Here is a 17,185-nt window from a genome sequence, read left to right as displayed (position 1 = left end):
GTGGGTTGTGGAAAAAGGGGTGCGCAAGGCGGGCGGGGGTGCTAACGTTAGGACTTAACGGTGTTGTAGGTCTTGGCGGAGGCGACGGGTTGGGTGTGCATGCCCGGTCGTGTTGGCCCGAGGGCCGAGGCTTGCGGGCCGTCGGCGTCGTCCGCATGGGTGGCGGTCGGCGTGTTCTTCGATAGACGACGTTCGTCTGACGGGAAGGGTGGTATGCGTGTCTCAATTCCGTCTTGATCGGGACAAGTTCGATCAGCGGCTCAGCCGTCTGGAAAAGGACGGCGAAGCATTCGACAAGGCCCAGAACGAGTTTGCTCTGGGGGCTCAGGCGGCCACAGGAGCAATGGCTTCGGCCCCGGCCCCCGGCGGGCAGAACAGCGCCGGCGTCGGCGAGCTTGACCAGTTCTACGCTCCGCTGCACACGACGCTCTTTGCCTCCGAGCGCGAGCTGCAGGCGGTCTCGCGCGGGCAAAAGCACTGCATCGGCCAGCTGCGGGAGGCGGTCGCCTCCTTCGAGGGCGTGAACGAGGCCGAGCGGGCCAAGTACCTGGAGCGTCTGGCGGCATTGGACGGCAAGTTCACCTACCGACGCCCCCAGGAGATGCAGGAGTTCGTTGAGGCCTATGCGCAAGCCCGCAACCTTGTCGACGTCTTTTCGCAGTGGGGAGGCAAGTGATGGGCACGCCGCACGCCGACCGGCTGTACAAGATGGAGTCCTGGCGCACGAGCGCCCTGGAGGATTCCCACCGGCATTTGGCGTCCGTCAGCCAGTCCTTGACCCAGATCGCCACGGGCAACCGCGAGGTCGCCGCCGACCTTGGACTCGAATGCGCCACCGCGCGGGCGGCCTGCGCCAGTCTTGACCGGCTGGCCGGGCGGATGCTCACCCAAGCCGATGCGCTCAAACAGATCGTCAAATCCTCCACCGACGTCCTCAACGCAGGAATCGACGCCAGAAACGAAAGCGTCGAAATCCAAGCCAAACTCAGTAAGCTCAACAAAACGATTGATCGAGCGGAAAAGTTCGCCAACGCGATGCCTGCACCCGAAGCCGCTGTTGCGACTGAAAGGCTTCGAGCTCAGCGTCAGGCGGCGCATGCGAAGATTGATTCGTTGGCGAAGACGTCGTTGTCCAAGCTCAACGAGCGGACCCTGGCTGCCATCGACGGGCTTCCGCTGCACGACCAGGCCTCTGTCGACCATGTCGGCCGTTCTTCGGCCGGCGGGCAGGCCGGCCGCAACCTTGCGGCGGGGTCAAAGGCAGGGTTGCCGACGCGGTCGGCTGCGGCTTGGGGAGCGTCGGTGGACACTTCCCTCGGCGGCCCCGGACGTCATGCTGGGCACCACGACTCCCTAGGTGTCGGTGCCTCAGGCGGCAGTGGCTCTGCGAGCGGCCCGGGTGGCGGGGGCGCCTCGTTGCAGGCCTCGCACTACGCGCCGCCGTCCTCCGGTGCGATCGCGTCGTCGGGCTCGTCGGGTTCGCCCACCGGCGTGGTTGGGCATTCGCCTGCGGTGCACAACCCGCTGGCCTCGGCCGTGGCGATCACGGGAGGGGCGGGAGTGGCCGGCTACAAGGCTTACCAAGCCGCACGCGCGGCCCGCGCTGTGCAGACGCCCGCCGCGCGTGCCTCTGTCGTCCGGGCGGCGGGAGCCGCTCCTTCGGCCTCTTCGTCCCTGTCGACACGGGGGATCATTCGCGGCGCAACCACGGCTGTGCGCACCCCAACGGGGTCGGCGGGTCGCCCGGCCGGTGCGGTGCGGGGCGGTGCCACCGGGATCGCCCGCCCCGCCTCGACAGCCTCTGGCCGTTCCGCCGGGATCGTTCGTGGAGCGACCACAGCTGTGCGCACCCCGGCAGCCTCCGGCCGCTCGGCCAGTATTGTTCGCGGTGCGACCACCGCCGTACGAACCCAGACGACCTCGCCTGCCTCGGCCGGGCAGTCCGGCGGGCGAGCCCCGGCCCGGGGCTCGGGGGCCCGTGTGCTGACCGGCGGGCGTACCCCAACCGCCAACGGGACTGGCTCCTCCCAAAGAGCCGACTCGTCTCGCGGGGCAGGCGCCTCGCGAGGTGCGGGCTCTTCTTCGCGTGGGGGACTGGCCGCCCGCAGCGCCTCATCGGTCGAACGCACGCCAACTGGGCAAACAGGCCGTGGCGGCGCAACACGAACCGCTGCCCCCTCCAGAGGGCAAAACTCGTCCGGCAGGTTGTCCCAGTCCGGCCCCCGCCAGACCGAGGCCGGCAATGCCCCGCGTTCAGGCCCCCGCCAGGCTCGCAGCGGATCGTCCTCGCGGGCCCTGTCGAGCCTGACCGGCAGACCCGACAAAAAGAACGCACGCCGCCGGGACGGTGAAGCACCCCCATCGGTCTCGCCCTACGAGGACGACAAGACCGTGACCTTCCTCGAAGCCGGACACCGCGAAGAAAACAACGACGCCCAACCCCGATAAGGCACAAACAACACAACAAACAGGCGGGTGTGGGAGCCAACTGGTGCCCACACCCACCCGTTCCGCGTTGATCGGGCCGTGCCGTTGTCAGTGCGGTCGCGGCCCCTGACCCCGCAGGGGAAGCCCCTGCTGGACCGCAGGCCCCGCCCCGGCTGCTGCGCGTCTTTTGCGTCCGGCTATGAAAGCAACAACTACGACAACGACCGCGGCTCCGGTGCCGACGCCGATCCACCCCCACACGGGAAACCCGCCAGAGACTGAAGACGACACACCAGACCTCCGACCCGAAGAACCGGCAGACTTGTCAACAGAAGTGCCTTGCCCTTTTCGCGCCGTAATAGAAATGCCCCGACCAAAGAATTCGAAGCTGTCGACGATGACCTTGTTCCCGCTGATCCTGCCCTTGCTGGCCTTGATGACCTTCCCCGGCATCGTCACCACAATCCGCGTCTGAAAGTCACTGTAATCATCGCTATCATGCATGTCTGGAACAACAAAAGAGTAAGTGTCTTTATTCTCTGTAAAACGTATCTTTCCATCAAAGGGTTCGTTTGACGTTACCCTGCATTTAAGGTGGCCTCCAGGTTCCGTAACGTTCTCAACCTTGGGATTTTTGATGACTCTAACTTTTGTCTCGAAAGATACTTTAAGACCCTCACATGTGCTATCTGCGTTGGTCAAAGTATCGTCGGAGTCTTCGAAGGTCAGGTCGATCTTCGTGCTTCCGTCGGCCTGGAATTCGACCGTTCCGTCGATCTTGCATCCGGTCAAAAGGAAAGCGACGACGCCGATTAAGCAGACGACGAGACGGGAAAAGCGTCTTCTGAGGACGGCCATATAGAATCTCCTCAACTCCAGAAAGAACAGGCGTTCCAAATCCACGGGCAAGCCTGCAAGCCGACCGTGCAAACACCACCCTAACGCCTAGAACCGCTTGGCGAAGGAACCGTCCAAAAATGAGGGCGAAGTCCCGATCAGTCTACGCATTCCGCCAGGTGTGTCGACTTGTGCAAAATTCTCGGGGCCGTTTCATTCCATGGGAATCCTTTCATCCTCTGTCGACAATGCTCTGGCCGAGCCGATTCCGCGCTGCCCTGACACGGCGAAACCTCGCCCCGACAAAGCCACACGGGACACTCCCGCACCAGCCTGCCGCGGCACGCGTTGTCTGGATCGCCCGCCACACTATCCACACGCTACTTATTCTGCGACCGCGACCCCTGACAATCTAGGAGAAAAGAACTACTGCTAAATCAAGCAGCCTAGTACTCCCCTCGTGTCCACAACACGGGGGGGGGAAAGGCGTTGGCTAGGTCCTGCGGGACAGGGTCGTCGGGCCGGTGTCCACAGCACGGGGCGAGACCCCTGCCTGTAAGTGGATTCGGTTGCCAGGCACGTATCCGCGACGAGACATAAAGCCCTTGACGAAACGCAGCATTCTCGAATCCAGGAAAAGGGGGACCGCAATCGCGGCCGAGCAACAGAAACAGAGCTCAGCGGGTCTCCTTATGCGGTCTGTGCAGTTGTGTCTCCTACTGGTGCGGGACAGCGGCCCGCCCAGAAATCCCGCTCACTGCGCGTCTCTTGCGGCCGGCTATGGAAGCGACAACTACGACAACGGCCACGGCTCCTGTGCCGACGCCGACCCACCCCCACACAGGAAACCCGCCAGAGACCGAAGACGACGACACGCCAGACCTCCCACCCGAAGAACCGGCAGACTTGTCAGCAGAAGCGCCTCGTCCTTTTCGTGCCGTAATAGAAATGCCCCGACCAAAGAATTCGAAGCTGTTGACGATGACCTTATTGCCGCTGATCTTGCCCTTGCTGGCTTTGATGACCTTCCCTGGCATCGTCACCACAATCCGCGTCTGAAATTTACTGTAATTGTCGTTATGCATGTCTGGGACGACAAAGGAGTACGTGTCTTTATTTTCAGTGAAACGTATCGTTCCGTCAAAGGGTTCGTTTGAAGTCACCCTGCAAGTCGTGTATCCCCCTGGAGGCGTGACATCTTCTACCTTTGGATTTCTTATAAACTTAACCTGTCCTAGGAACATGACACGAAAGTTTTTGCACGTTTGATGGATTTTGGTCATTTTGCCGTCGGAGTCCTCGAAGGTCAGGTCGATCTTCGTTCTCCCGTCGGCTTGGAATTCGACCGTTCCGTCGATCTTGCATCCAGTCAGAAGCAAAGTGACGATGCTAGCCAAGCAGACGACGAGACGGGAAAAGCGTCTTCTGAGGATGGCCATATTCAATCTCCTCAACTCCAGAAAGGATAGGCGTTCCAAATCCACGGGCAAGCCTGCAAGCGGCCAGCACAAACACCAGACTAACGCCAAGGGCTTGCTCGTCGGAGCACCGATCCAAAACAGGGTAAAGCCCCCAACGCTGGCCGCAGAGCCAGCAGTGGTCGGCCAGCGTCAGAGCGGTGTTGAGCGGGAGTCAACAGTGGGGGCTGGGGCCGACGAAGAGATGGCGGCCTGCCCTGGCGACAGTAGTAAGTCAGAGTTAGCGAGAGCGGCCAATGCCAGCGACTGCGAGTCAGTGCGAGCAGCGTCGAGCCGGAGCCGGCAGCGGCACGTCAGAGCGGCGGAGAGTCAGCCGCAGCAGATCAGAGCCGACCAGGGCGGCAACAGTCGGGTTGAGGCAGCAATGGCCGGTCAGGGCCAGAGCTAAACTGCCACAGCCTGGATTAGCCACGTCGCCACGAAGCCGACCAAGCCCGCAGCGGGGAAGGTCAGCACCCAGGCGGTGACGATGTTGCCGGCTATGCCCCAGCGCACGGCCGAGCGCCGCTTCGTCGCGCCCACGCCCATGATCGAGGCGGTGACGGTGTGCGTCGTCGAGATGGGTGCATGCCAGAGAAACGCTGTGGTGTAGAGAACGCTGGCGGAAACCGACTCTGCGACGAATCCTCGCGCTGGGTCGAGGTCGATGATCTTCGACCCCAGAGTCTTCATGATGCGCATTCCCCCCGAGTACGTGCCGAGCGAGATCGCGGCCGCCGCTGAAAGAATGACCCACAGGGGAATGTCCGCGTTGGTGGACGTGTGGTAGCCGCCCGCGGTCAGCGCAATGACGATGACGCCCATCGTCTTCTGCGCGTCCTGGAGGCCGTGGCCCAGCGCGATGGCCGCCGAGGAAAGGCGTTGGGCGTAGCGGAACCCGCGCATGGTCTTCCGGTAGGCGGCCTTGGCCATCGCCATCAGCAACAGCTTCATCAGCACGTAGGCGATCGTGAAGCCGACAAGGGGGGAGACGATCATCGGGACGATGACCTTGTCGAAGATGACGCCCCAGTGAACCGCGAAAGACACGGCCAAGCCCGCCCCGGCGAGGGATCCGATGAGCGCGTGGGAGGACGACGACGGCAAGCCGAACCACCACGTGACGAGGTTCCATGCGATGGCGCCTATGAGGGAGCCCAACACCAGGACGAGACCGACCTTTCCGGCGTCGGGCGAAATCTCGACGATTCCGTCCCCGATCGTCTTCGCCACTTCTTGACCCAGAAGCGATCCGACGAAGTTCATGACCGCGGCCATTTCGAGGGCTCGCCTAGGAGTCAGGGCACGGGTGGCGACGGCGGTGGCTATTGCGTTGGCGGCGTCGTGGAAGCCGTTGGTGAAGTCGAAGATCAGGGCGACCACAACGATGATTGAAACTAAAGCGAGGGTGCCCTCCATGCGTCAGGACTCCTTTATGGCGATCGACTCCACCGTCGATGAGAGGTCTTCGAAGGCGTCCAAGGCGCCCTCGAGGGCGTCGAGAACGGCCTTGATTTTGAGCACTTCGAGGGCGTCGGTCCCGCCGTTGAAAAGCTCGGCGATCATTGACCGGTAGAGCTTGTCGCCCTGGTTCTCGATTTCGTTGAGAGTCACCCAGTATTCGCGGATGTTCTCGTTGATCGAGGCGAGGTTGCCGATGTGGCTCTGGGTCAGCTGTGCGCATCTTTGCAACAGTTCAATCTGCGTCTTCGCGCCGTCGGGAAGCGTCAGCGGCTTGTAGAGGACGATGTTGTCTCCGGCTTCGTCAATGAGGTCGACGACGTCGTCCAGATCGTCTGCGAGCGAATACAAATCCTCCCTGTCAAAAGGGAGGACAAACGATTGGTTGACGAGCTTTAAGACCGAATGGCACGCTTCGTCGGCGCCTTGCTCGGCTTCGTGCAGCTTCTGCTGCAACGTCGACCGGTCCGCCGGAGAGGCGTTGATGACGTCCGAGAGCCTGTCGGCGGCCGTCACAAGGAAGGAAGCTTGAGTTGCGAGCAGCTGAAACAGCGTGTCGGTCTTCTTGAACTTTGGGGACACTGGGATCTCCTGAATTCTCCTGTGCCGCATTCGTATGGACGCGGTCCAATGTTCAGAATAAGACACATTGGGGACTGCTGACTAATGCGACCGGACAATGCGGTGGGAAGGGCTGGGGTGTTTGAGAGTTTTAGGCTTGGCATGTCGGAAAAACTCTATGTGCGGAGCCTGTGGCCTGCGCGTCGCGACGCGGAGAGGCCCGACGGCGAATCCTGGGAGTCCCGAGCCCGCGGATGTTGCCTCGTCGAGCGGGAACATACACCGGCAAGCGGGCGCCTGCGCCGACAATGGGATGGCTGCATCGTCTCGGATGCCTCCGTCGTCAATTGCAGAAAGAGCCAATTAAGAGAGGGCCGCATAGAAGCGGCCCTCTCCATGAAGGACACCGGACCTGAGAGCGCCAGTCGGCGCGAAGGCCGCTCGCAGCGGCAATAGTTGGAGCCCGGGGCTTTCGCGATCCGATGTCTGAAACGAGCATAACACGGTCATGTAGGGTGTGTCACGTTCTTGCGCGTCCGGATTGGACGCGCGTTGCCCGCGTGCTTTCGGCGGTTGGGCCGGGACGTGATCGGGCCTCCCGGACTCCCGCGCGCCGCCCGGGTTGTGGTTTCGGCGGCAGGGCGTGCGCGGTTCCACGTTGCGCGCCTTAACGTGCAAGAATTCGAAGTATGAGCGATTCGAGCAATCCCGACGAACCGACTGTAACGTCGAGCCCCTATGCCGCGGCTGAACGCGCCAAGAAGGCTCGGATCGCGGGGGACGGCGCGTCGGCCGTTTCCCGGGAGGGCGAGGGCGGCGCATCGTCGAAGCGCCCGTCGATTTCCTTCACGCCCAAGGCGGCGGCGCTTGTGACGTCATTTTGCGCGGCCGTGGCGCTGGGCGCCGCGGGGATAATCGCCGCCGTCGTCTACGAGAAAGGCCCGTGCGCCGCCCAATGCCCCGATGGGAACTGCGGGACGGTGGACCTCGACGTGTGCAACGGCGACGCTCTCGTGGCGCCGTCGTCGATCCCGGGCATCGTCGTCATGCTGGGGTTGGCGGCCGTCGTCGTCGGCGGATGGCCTGAAGCGGCCCGGATTCGCAACCCGAGGCTCGCCCGCGGAGTCCTTTCGCTCGTCGCCGCAGCCTCCGCGCTCGCGGCGTCGGCCGGGTATGAGAGCCTCGCCTTCGTCGCCGCCGGCTCCATTTTCCTCTGTTTCATGGCGGAAATGCTTCGAAAGGACGGTCGCGAGAATCTGTTGGGTAGCGTTTCGGCGACTTTCCTCGGGTCGATCCTGATCGTCGCCTCGGGCTTTTGGCCCCTGCTGCTGCGCAATTACGAAGCAGGGGCGGTGGTCCTTGCGGGCATGTGCCTGCTGATCGGCGGGCTCGGCCGATACGCCTCCGCCTCCGACGCGTCGAGCAGTCCCGCCAGGCTTATTGCCCGCAGTTTCTTCTACTCTTTCGCGGGCGGAGCGATCTACCTGTACGTGACGGGCCTCGGCTTTGAAACCCGGTCCTTTGCCTGGCTGGCAGCGATGGCTCTCGCCTTCGGCGCGACCTCCGGATTGGCCGACGGCGCGGCCCGAAGCCGTGTCGCACCGACGAAGGCGGGCGCCGCCGCCCTCGCCGTCGTCCCCCATTGCGCTCTTGGCGTCATCGTTTATGCCCTCAGCTTCGCCGTCTCCTAACCTGGAACCATGGTGTTCAGCATCCCGGAGGGCCTCGCGCCCGAAACGTATCCCATGGCCTGGATCGTCGGCTCATGGAAGGGCGCGGGCGTCCTCGAGTACGAAGGCGTCGAGGCTTCGGCCTACCTCCACGAGCTGACGGTCGACAACGACGACGGCGGCCCTTGCCTGCGCATCGAATCCCAGGTGTGGCTTGCACAAGAAGAAGCCGGCGCGGTCGACAGGGAGGAACCGGGGCTGTCCGCGTACTCCCGCCTCACAAAAGATTCGCTGTGGACGCGCTCGTCCGGGTTCGTGCGCGCGGCTCCGGGAACGGAAAAGCACGACGGCGCGACGGTTCTCGAAGCCGTGAGCGCCAACCCCGCCGGGCACGCGATCACATGGGCGGGCCTCATCGACGGTCCGCGCCTCCAGTTCGCGGCGGACGCGATAGCCTCAGTTCCCACGGCCGCGGCTTTCGAGGGCGCGAAGATCGTCGCGGGCCTCGTGCAATCTGACCTGTTCTACGCCTACGACATCGCTGCCTTCGGGCACGAGATGCGAACGTATATGGCCGGCCGGCTCTCTCGGGACGAGGGCTGATGGGCGAGTTCGAAAAGGCCTTCTTCGCGAATTTTGAAGGCGCGCCCCTCGGGGCCCTCGAAGGCGCCGTCTTCCCCGGAGACATCGACAATTCTTCGGGCGGCGGAGCAGCTAGCGGCGAAAGCGCGGAGGGCGGCGCCGACGGCGTTTTAGGCGACGGCGTTGTGGACGGCCGTGGCGTTCCGGCCGGCGCTGCAGACGACGTCGTTGCAAACGAGGCCGTTGCGAGCGTCGACGCACACGTGCCCGCCCACTACGGCGACCCCGCGGGGGAGTGGCGCGCGCTGGAAGAAGGGCGCGGATTCACGGTTGTGGGGCTTGACGTCGTCGCCGTGCGCGGAGCGGACAGGCGCCGCTGGCTGCACTCGCTGCTGAGCCAGGCGCTCGCGGACATCGCTCCCGGCGCCTCGACCGAGGCTCTTCTCTTCAGCCCGTCCGGGCACATCGAGAACGGCGCGTTTGTCTACGACGACGGCGACGTCGCCTGGCTTTTATGCGACCGGGGCGACGGTCGGCGATGGGCGGACTTCCTGAACTCCATGGTCTTTACGATGCGCGTGGAAGTGAATCTGCGTGAGGATCTGCTGACGATCGGAGCCTTCGTTCCCGTTGGCGCGTCTCGGCGAGCGGAGGCGGCTGAGTCGCCGTCGGAGGGCGCTGGCTCGGGGGCGGATAGGGCCGGCCCGGGGGCGGATGGGACTGTCTCGCCTTCGGCTGGGGTCGGCCCCGGGGCGGGCGGCGCCGGCTCGCCGTCGGAAAGTTCTAGCCTGGGGTTGGACGGCGCCAATTCCGGGCCGGAAGGCATTGGCTTGCCGTTGGGCGGATCCGCTGCGGCTGCGCTCGAAGAAACGGCCCTTTTCGTGTGGCGCGATCCGTGGCCCGGCGTGAGCGAGGGGGGAGCGACCTACACCCTGCGCGGCATCGAGCACCCGGCTCGCAACTGGCGTCGGGTGATCGGCGTCGTCGAAGCCGACAAGGGCGGGAAGCTGCTGGCCGCGCTGGAACGCGCCGGCGCGGCGCCCGCCGGAATGCTGGCCTGGGAGGCCGCGCGGGTCGCAGGATGGAGGCCCCGCGTCGCCTTCGAGGTGGACGAGCGGGCCCTGCCGCATGAACTCGACTGGCTGCGCACAGCCGTCCATTTGAACAAGGGGTGTTACCGCGGCCAGGAGACGGTTGCAAAGCTGGTGAACCTCGGCAGGCCTCCGCGCAGGCTCGTCGAACTGTTCCTCGAAGGGCCGGTCGACGAGCTTCCCAGGACGGGGGACCCCGTGACAAGCGGCGGGCGGAAAGTCGGCGTGGTCACCAGCGCCGTTCGACACCCAGAGGACGGCCCAGTCGCCTTGGCCCTCGTCAGGCGTGCACTCGATCCCGAGGCTGTGCTCGACGTCGGGCATTTCCGCGCCGGGCAGACGCTGATAGTCGATCCCGAGGGCAAGTCGAGCGCGTCTCCCGCAGAACGCCCGGGGGCAGAGTTCCGGCGGGCAAAGAAGGGAGCCGAGGCGCGCCCGGCGGAATCGGGCGCCGAGCGCCATCGGGTCGAATCTGAGGCTGCTCCGGCCCGCACGGCGTCGGAAGCCGAGCCGGGCCGCACGAGAAGGAACATGGAGCCACTATGAGTCTGCTGGAAAATGCACTGGCGACGAGTCTGCCGGACGATGCGCCCACAACCCTCGCGCAACGGCTGTCTGCCGACGGCCCCGATGTGCTGGCCTTTTCGCTCAGGAGCATTGGATACGAGATCCGGCAGACCGTGTGGCTCGTCATCATCGCATTCCTCGCCTGCGTGCTCCTCATGTGCCTGGCGCGCCCCGCCGCGGACTTCACGGCGACCCGCCCGAAGAAATTCTGGCTCGTCGCGCTGGGGGCAAGCCTGCTCGTCTTCGTCTGGCCCTACGTCATGCCGCTGTATCTCCCCCTCCATGGGATTTTGCAGTGGGTTGCGCTTATCCTCGCCGTTTACTACGTCGGCCCAGAGCGACGTCGAATGGGAAAAAGCAGGGGATGGGGCCGCGGAGGAGGCCGTGGCGATTCGGGCTGGTGATCCCAAGCGGCGGGGAGAATTGGCCGATGATCCCAAGGGCCGTCGGAAGATTCGGGAGGCGGTCCGAGGCCGTGGTGGCTTGAGGCTGGGACCCGGCTGCGAAGGCCGTGCGCCTGAGACTTGCCCAGACGCGCGCTGGAGACTCGCCCAGACGCGCGCCGGGGAATGGTCCGGACGCGCGTCGGGGAATAGGATCGGACGCGCGGCAAACATGTCTGAGACGGAGGAAATATGAGAGCCGTTGTTCAAAGGGTCAGGCGCGCGCAGGTGCGGGTTGCCGGCGACGTCGTCGGGGAGGTCGGCGAAGGGCTGTGCGTCCTGCTCGGCGTCACACACGGGGACGGCAAGCCGCAGATTGAGAAAACTGCGCGGAAGATCGCCCAGCTTCGCGTGCTGCGCGGGGCCGACGGAGACGACGACGCCCGCCGGTCCGCGGAAGAGGCAGGGGCGTCCGTGCTTCTCGTTTCGCAGTTCACCCTGTATGCGGATGTGCGCAAGGGGAGGAGCCCGGGGTGGTCCCACGCCGCTCCGGGCGACGTCGCCGAACCGGTCGTCGCGGCTGTCGCCGAGGAACTGCGCAAGGTTTACGGATTGCACGTCGAAACGGGGAAGTTCGGCGCGATGATGGACGTGGAGCTCGTCAACGACGGCCCGTTCACGCTGCTGATCGAAGCCTGACTTCGCCGGGGCCGCGCGGGCCCGTACTCACGCCTGTGGCGAACAGTAGTAAAAAAGCGGGAAAACGTCGATAGAGTTGAGTGAAACCACCATGAGCGTGCCCGGGCGTCAACGCGTCCGAGCCGTGCCGGGCCCGCACCACCCGCGGCCTCGGCGGTGCAATCCACGACAAGGAGAGTCAATGTTCGAACGGTTTACAGACCGTGCTCGCCGGGTCATTGTGCTTGCGCAAGACGAGGCCAGAAACCTCAAGCACAACTACCTCGGCACTGAACACTTTCTGCTCGGCCTCATTCGCGAGGGCGAGGGCGTGGCGGCAAAAGCGCTAGAAGCCCTCGACATCACGCTCGACGAGGTCCGGGCTCAGGTCATCGACATCATCGGCGAAGGCCAGGAGCCGCCCTCGGGCCACATTCCCTTCACGCCCCGAGCCAAGAAGGTCATCGAGTACGCAATGCGCGAAGGCCTTCAGCTGGGTCACTCCTATATCGGCACCGAGCATCTTCTGCTCGGTTTGACGCGCGAGCCCGACGGCGTGGCCGCACAGGTCCTGACGAAGCTCGGGGCCGACATGACGCGCGTGCGTTCGCAGGTCAATCAGCTCATCTCGGGCTTCCAGGGCAAGGAGCCCGTGGGCGTGGGCGGAGGCGCCCGCGAGGGGACGAAGGCCGGCTCGACGGTCCTCGACCAGTACGGCCGCAACCTCACACAGTCGGCTCGCGACCACAAGCTCGATCCGGTCATCGGACGCCATATGGAGACCGAGCGCGTCATGCAGGTGCTCTCCCGGCGCACGAAGAACAATCCCGTGTTGATCGGCGAGCCCGGCGTCGGCAAGACCGCCGTCGTCGAAGGGCTTGCGCAGGCCATCGCCTCCGGCGACGTGCCGGAGACGCTGAAAGACAAGCAGCTGTACTCCCTCGACATGGGGTCACTCGTCGCGGGCTCGCGCTACCGCGGCGATTTCGAGGATCGTATGAAGAAGATCCTCAAGGAGATCAACACCCGGGGCGACATCGTGCTCTTCATCGACGAGATCCACTCGCTCGTCGGTGCGGGCGCCGCCGAAGGCGCCCTGGATGCGGCGTCGCTGCTCAAGCCTATGATGGCCCGCGGCGAACTGCAGGTTATCGGCGCCACGACGCTCGATGAGTACCGCAAGCACATCGAGAAGGACGCCGCTTTGGAGAGGCGTTTCCAGCCGATTCAGGTGGAGCAGCCGACGGTCGCCCAGACGGTGGAGATCCTCAAAGGCCTTCGCGACCGGTACGAATCCTTCCACCGCGTGACCATCACCGACGACGCGATCGACACGGCCGCCTCCCTGGCCGACCGATACGTCAACGACCGCTTCCTTCCCGACAAGGCCATCGACCTGATCGACGAAGCCGGCGCGCGCCTGGCCATCCGCAAGATGACCGCCCCGCCTGAGCTGCGCGAGATTGACGAGCGGATCGCCTCCGTGCGCCGCGAAAAAGAAGCCGCCATCGACGGCCAGGATTTCGAGAAGGCCGCCTCGCTCCGGGACGAGGAGCAGCGTCTCGGCGAAAAGCGCGCGGAGCGCGAGCAGGCGTGGAAGGACGGCGACATGGACATCGTCTCCGTCGTCGACGAAGACCTCGTGACCGAGGTTCTCTCCATGGCCACTGGCATCCCCGTCTTCAAGCTTTCCGAGGCGGAATCCGCCAAGCTTCTGCGCATGGAGGAGGAGCTGCACAAGAGGGTCATCGGCCAGAACGAGGCCGTGGTCGCGCTCTCGCAGGCGATCCGCCGCACGCGCGCAGGCCTCAAGGATCCCAACCGCCCGGGCGGCTCGTTCATCTTCGCCGGCCCGACGGGCGTCGGCAAGACCGAGCTGGCGAAAGCCCTCGCCGAGTTCCTCTTCGGCGACGAGTCCGCGCTCATCACGCTCGACATGTCCGAATACTCTGAGAAGCACGCCGTTTCGCGGCTCTTCGGCGCCCCTCCGGGATACGTCGGATACGACGAGGGCGGCCAGCTGACCGAAAAGGTCCGTCGCAAACCGTTCTCGGTGGTGCTCTTCGACGAGGTCGAGAAGGCCCACCCCGATCTGTTCAACTCTCTGCTTCAGATCCTCGAAGAAGGGCGCTTGACGGACTCGCAGGGCAGGGTGGTCGACTTCAAGAACACGATCATCATCATGACGACGAACCTCGGAACCAAGGACATCGCCAAGGGCGTGACCACTGGATTCCAGTTCGACGGCGACACGACCACCTCGTATGAGCGGATGAAGAGCCGCGTGGGCGAAGCGCTCAAGGAGCACTTCCGCCCCGAGTTCCTCAACCGCGTCGACGACATGATCGTCTTCCCGCAGCTGCAGCGCGAGGAAATCCTGCGCATCGTCGATCTCATGGTCGGCAAGCTCGATCAGCGCTTGGCCAAGCAGGAGATGCACCTCGTGCTGACGAAGCGGGCCAAGGAGCTGCTCGCGGACCGCGGATACGACCCTGTGCTCGGCGCCCGCCCGCTGAGGCGAGCGATCCAGCGGGACATCGAGGACGTGCTCTCTGAGAAGCTGCTATTCGGCGACTTCGCCAAGGGGCAGACGATCGTGGCCGACGTCGACGAGGAGAACATCCCCGTGACGTTCACGTTCACCCCTTACGACGCCGACGCCGAGCTGCCGCAGGACGTTGTAGCCGTGGCCGAACCCGAGTCGATGGACGGCCTAACCGCGGGCGTGGACAATCGACGCCAAGGCGCGGACACCACCCAGCCGAGCGGACTGAGCGCCGCAAACTGACGGTTGGCCTGCAAGCAACAAGACGCGATGAAATCGCTGTAAAACGGCGTGTCCTCGGGAAAAGCCGCGGACACGCCGTTTTGTCGACGCCTGATGTCTCGGTGGCGCGGACACGGGCTGATGTTGCGGTGATACGCTGACGAAAAACGCTTGGTTCATTATAAATTTCAAAAATTTGCTGAAATGATATATCAAGGTACTTTTTACGTCCGAGTGGGCGTCGGCTGGAGCGTGGAAAGGTAGCGCGCCGTCGATTTGTGCCTTTCATGCGTGCGTGGGCGTCGGCTAGTGAGGTCTACGCCTGGCCTGGCTGGCGACGTGCTTTTCATGCGTGCGTGGGCGTTGGGGCGACCCGCCCCGGCCAGCCCGCCTGAGCCGCCCCGGCTTGCGCGCATGGGTCGGCCATGATTTGTCCGCTTGGGCCGGTTGCGAGCCGCTCGCTTGAGCCGGCAGCGGATCGCCAAAAGCTCGGCCGCAAAAGAGCGGCCGAGTGCATTTGTCCGAGAACTTCCAAAGTGCTCGGGCCCCGCCCGGCGAGAAGCCGCCGATCCGAGTCTTCGTCGGTTTTCGGGCAAAGCCTTGACTTGGCCCTTCAGGCGAGGACCGGGCTCGGCCTTCCGGCAAAGCCCTGCCTAGTCCTCCAGCCAGGCCATGACGTTGACCTGCGAGGAATCGACGCCCTTGACCCGCAGCGGGCCGAGCGTGATCGCCTTGATTTTCTTGTCGCCCAGCGGCTCGAGGTTGATGTCCTCGATGGCGCAAATGATGTGGCCCGTGTAGTTGCCGAGAAGCCACCGGTGGGCTTCGGGCCCGTAGTCGTTCGTCGGCGATCCGAGCGAAAGGAAGTCGACGCCGATGCAGGCGAGCTCGGGGAACTCCTCGTTGAGGTACTTCGAGAATTCTGGATGGATGCTCACTCCCTCGTGCTCGTAGGTGTGCGGGTCCGTGAACTTGATCTTGACGAACCCGGTGCGCAGCAGGAGCAGCCGCTTGCCCTTGAGCTGTTCGGCGTAAGGCTCGATGTCTTCCTTGAGGATGACTTCGCGGGGCTTGCCGCGGTGGGGGAGGTCGACGACGAGCACCTCGTCGCCTTCGTAGGCGAAGAACTCAATGGGAAGCTCGTGGAAATCTAGCCCCGTTGTGTTGAAGTGGTGGGGGCCGTCCATGTGCGTGCCGACGTGGTTGGGCAGCGTCGAGATCGTCGAGTTGAACGGCTTTCCGGTTTCGCTGACCACCGAGTCCTGGCGGACTTCCAGCGTGGGCTCGCCGGGGAATGCGCCGTCCTTAGGGTCGAGTATGTGGGATAGATGAACGAACGACATTGTTCTCCTTCGATCGGAATGGGTTTGCCGCACTGCCCGATCTCTCGCGGCGAAACGGCACTGTATCGCGTGATTGACGTAAACCATAGCCCACGCTGTAGAGGAGTCACAAGTTGGAGTCACAAGTTCAGGGAAGGGGGCTTTGCACCCGGCCGCCGTCGGCTTGGCATCCGGCCGCCGTCGGCTTGGCATCCGGCCGTCACCGGCTTCGCCCCCGGCCGTTATGCCCTGCGCAGTTGGCTCCGCGGCTGCGCACGAAGGGCGAATCCGGGGTAGGGTTGGCGGCAGGCCCGATGCGCGGCGAGTCTGGATTGCTGTGGCGCAACGGCCAAGCTTCCGTGAAAAGCTTGGCAGCCGTGAAACGGCTTGGCTGCAACGCCCGGTCAGGCTGCCGTGAAACAGGAGGTGCGCGTGAGGCTTCCAATCGCTTTCGACGAGGGTTCTGCCAAATCTGCAGACAGTCCGGGCAGCCGGCGCGCCCGAGTGGCGGAGCTGGTCATCAAAAAGGGCGCGGTCAGCGTCGAAGAGCTCGCCGACGATCAGGGCGTCTCGTCGATGACGATCTACCGCGACGTCTCCTGGCTGGAGGAAGCCGGCATGCTCCAGCGCCACAACGGGAAAGTGGTTGCCAAGGCGTCGGGTCTGCAGGAGGCTTCCGCGAGGTTTCGCCTGGACCAGAGCGAGGCCGCCAAGGAGCAGATCGGAGCCTGCGCTGCCGCAATGGTGCCTTCGGGCAGCTCAATCATGCTTGACGATTCGACGTCGGGCGTGTGGGTGGTGCGCGCGCTGCGGGACATAGCCTCGATGTCCATCGTCACCAACTCACTGCTCGTGGCGGAGGAGGCCGGGCGTTCGGGCGCGGAAAATCTCATCATCGTCGGCGGCGCCTACAGAGAGTGGGCAGAGAGCCTCGTCGGCGCGGCCGCCGTCGACATGATCGGTCAGATGCACGCCAATTTCGCGATGGTTTCAGCCTCGGGAATTTCGGACTGGAGCTGCTTCCACCCCTACGAGGAAATCGTCGCCGTCAAACGCGCGATGCTGGAATCGGCCGAAACCCGGATTCTCCTCCTCGATCACACGAAATTCGCCCGCAAAGCGCTTTATCGCTTCGCCAAAATGGCCGAGTTCACGACCGTCGTCGTCGACTCGGAGACGCCGAAGGAGCTCGTCGCCCGGATGCGCGACGCCGAGGTGGATGTGACCGTCGCGCCGCGGGCAGAGAGCGCGCGGGTTTGACGGCGGCCATGGCGGCGGCTTCCAATGCGGCCATGGCTGCGGTTGAGGCTGTGAGTTCCGCAGCGGCTTTGGGTGCGAGTTCGGCGGTGACGTCGACGCCGCTCGGTGTCAGTGCCTGCGCC

General features: G+C 64.4%; 14 protein-coding genes. 9 read left to right on the top strand and 5 right to left on the bottom strand.

Annotation, left to right across the window (positions count from 1 at the left end; genetic code table 11):
- Window positions 1–217: 217 nt before the first annotated feature.
- Both A4H34_RS00745 and A4H34_RS10795 read left to right on the top strand, forming a co-directional pair.
- Complete coding sequence (locus A4H34_RS00745) at window positions 218–676, top strand: hypothetical protein (protein WP_064230741.1); 459 nt, start codon at window positions 218–220, stop codon at window positions 674–676.
- A complete protein-coding gene (locus A4H34_RS10795; protein ID WP_064230740.1) occupies window positions 676–2,448 on the top strand; it encodes a hypothetical protein in 1,773 nt (590 codons plus the stop codon). The genes A4H34_RS00745 and A4H34_RS10795 overlap by 1 nt, the downstream gene beginning before the upstream one ends.
- Before the next feature lie 87 nt (window positions 2,449–2,535).
- Here the strand turns inward: A4H34_RS10795 and A4H34_RS00735 are convergent, their stop codons facing one another.
- The 4 genes from A4H34_RS00735 to A4H34_RS00720 form a co-directional block, all read right to left on the bottom strand.
- A complete protein-coding gene (locus A4H34_RS00735) occupies window positions 2,536–3,330 on the bottom strand; it encodes a hypothetical protein (RefSeq protein WP_231870904.1) in 795 nt (264 codons plus the stop codon).
- 650 nt (window positions 3,331–3,980) lie between these two features.
- Window positions 3,981–4,703 (bottom strand): YgdI/YgdR family lipoprotein, encoded by a 723-nt coding sequence (locus A4H34_RS00730; protein WP_009198414.1) that lies wholly within the window; start codon window positions 4,701–4,703, stop codon window positions 3,981–3,983.
- Window positions 4,704–5,126: 423 nt separating this feature from the next.
- A complete protein-coding gene (locus A4H34_RS00725; protein ID WP_064230738.1) occupies window positions 5,127–6,140 on the bottom strand; it encodes an inorganic phosphate transporter in 1,014 nt (337 codons plus the stop codon).
- 3 nt (window positions 6,141–6,143) lie between these two features.
- Window positions 6,144–6,764 carry a DUF47 domain-containing protein gene (locus tag A4H34_RS00720; RefSeq protein WP_231870903.1) on the bottom strand — a complete coding sequence of 207 codons (621 nt, stop codon included), beginning with the start codon at window positions 6,762–6,764 and terminating at the stop codon, window positions 6,144–6,146.
- A gap of 668 nt (window positions 6,765–7,432) precedes the next feature.
- Between A4H34_RS00720 and A4H34_RS00715 the strand changes: the two genes are divergently transcribed.
- From A4H34_RS00715 to A4H34_RS00690, 6 genes are all read left to right on the top strand, one after another.
- Window positions 7,433–8,434 carry a hypothetical protein gene (locus A4H34_RS00715; RefSeq protein WP_064230736.1) on the top strand — a complete coding sequence of 334 codons (1,002 nt, stop codon included), beginning with the start codon at window positions 7,433–7,435 and terminating at the stop codon, window positions 8,432–8,434.
- 9 nt (window positions 8,435–8,443) lie between these two features.
- Window positions 8,444–9,016: an FABP family protein gene (locus A4H34_RS00710; RefSeq protein WP_064230735.1), complete on the top strand. Its 573-nt coding sequence runs from the start codon at window positions 8,444–8,446 to the stop codon at window positions 9,014–9,016.
- Window positions 9,016–10,632 carry a CAF17-like 4Fe-4S cluster assembly/insertion protein YgfZ gene (gene ygfZ / locus A4H34_RS00705; RefSeq protein WP_064230734.1) on the top strand — a complete coding sequence of 539 codons (1,617 nt, stop codon included), beginning with the start codon at window positions 9,016–9,018 and terminating at the stop codon, window positions 10,630–10,632. The genes A4H34_RS00710 and ygfZ overlap by 1 nt, the downstream gene beginning before the upstream one ends.
- Window positions 10,629–11,057 carry a DUF2516 family protein gene (locus tag A4H34_RS00700; RefSeq protein ID WP_009198422.1) on the top strand — a complete coding sequence of 143 codons (429 nt, stop codon included), beginning with the start codon at window positions 10,629–10,631 and terminating at the stop codon, window positions 11,055–11,057. Before ygfZ ends, A4H34_RS00700 begins: the two co-directional genes overlap by 4 nt.
- 231 nt (window positions 11,058–11,288) lie before the next feature.
- Entirely contained in the window at window positions 11,289–11,735 is a 447-nt protein-coding gene (gene dtd, locus A4H34_RS00695; RefSeq protein WP_009198424.1) for a D-aminoacyl-tRNA deacylase, read from the top strand.
- Window positions 11,736–11,916: 181 nt separating this feature from the next.
- On the top strand, window positions 11,917–14,502 hold the full coding sequence (locus A4H34_RS00690) for an ATP-dependent Clp protease ATP-binding subunit (RefSeq protein ID WP_009198426.1): 2,586 nt from the start codon (window positions 11,917–11,919) through the stop codon (window positions 14,500–14,502).
- Window positions 14,503–15,134: 632 nt separating this feature from the next.
- On the opposite strand, the gene A4H34_RS00685 is transcribed toward A4H34_RS00690, so the two are convergent.
- Complete coding sequence (locus A4H34_RS00685; protein WP_064230733.1) at window positions 15,135–15,824, bottom strand: cyclase family protein; 690 nt, start codon at window positions 15,822–15,824, stop codon at window positions 15,135–15,137.
- Window positions 15,825–16,235: 411 nt separating this feature from the next.
- On the opposite strand from A4H34_RS00685, the gene A4H34_RS00680 reads away from it, so the two are divergent.
- Window positions 16,236–17,063 carry a DeoR/GlpR family DNA-binding transcription regulator gene (locus A4H34_RS00680; RefSeq protein WP_231870902.1) on the top strand — a complete coding sequence of 276 codons (828 nt, stop codon included), beginning with the start codon at window positions 16,236–16,238 and terminating at the stop codon, window positions 17,061–17,063.
- Window positions 17,064–17,185 lie beyond the last annotated feature (122 nt).

Source organism: Peptidiphaga gingivicola (assembly GCF_001652275.1).
GTDB lineage: Bacteria > Actinomycetota > Actinomycetes > Actinomycetales > Actinomycetaceae > Peptidiphaga > Peptidiphaga gingivicola.
The sequence above is the reverse complement of the archived record's forward strand: the minus strand, read 5'-3'. Positions and strand labels throughout refer to the sequence as shown.

What these genes read in the sequence shown, in the direction of transcription:
- A4H34_RS10795 (WP_064230740.1), top strand. Translation starts at nt 676, where the DNA reads ATGGGCACGCCGCACGCCGACCGGCTGTACAAGATGGAGTCCTGGCGC.
- A4H34_RS00730 (WP_009198414.1), bottom strand. Translation starts at nt 4,703, where the DNA reads ATGGCCATCCTCAGAAGACGCTTTTCCCGTCTCGTCGTCTGCTTGGCT.
- A4H34_RS00725 (WP_064230738.1), bottom strand. Translation starts at nt 6,140, where the DNA reads ATGGAGGGCACCCTCGCTTTAGTTTCAATCATCGTTGTGGTCGCCCTG.
- A4H34_RS00715 (WP_064230736.1), top strand. Translation starts at nt 7,433, where the DNA reads ATGAGCGATTCGAGCAATCCCGACGAACCGACTGTAACGTCGAGCCCC.
- A4H34_RS00710 (WP_064230735.1), top strand. Translation starts at nt 8,444, where the DNA reads ATGGTGTTCAGCATCCCGGAGGGCCTCGCGCCCGAAACGTATCCCATG.
- ygfZ (WP_064230734.1), top strand. Translation starts at nt 9,016, where the DNA reads ATGGGCGAGTTCGAAAAGGCCTTCTTCGCGAATTTTGAAGGCGCGCCC.
- A4H34_RS00700 (WP_009198422.1), top strand. Translation starts at nt 10,629, where the DNA reads ATGAGTCTGCTGGAAAATGCACTGGCGACGAGTCTGCCGGACGATGCG.
- dtd (WP_009198424.1), top strand. Translation starts at nt 11,289, where the DNA reads ATGAGAGCCGTTGTTCAAAGGGTCAGGCGCGCGCAGGTGCGGGTTGCC.
- A4H34_RS00690 (WP_009198426.1), top strand. Translation starts at nt 11,917, where the DNA reads ATGTTCGAACGGTTTACAGACCGTGCTCGCCGGGTCATTGTGCTTGCG.
- A4H34_RS00685 (WP_064230733.1), bottom strand. Translation starts at nt 15,824, where the DNA reads ATGTCGTTCGTTCATCTATCCCACATACTCGACCCTAAGGACGGCGCA.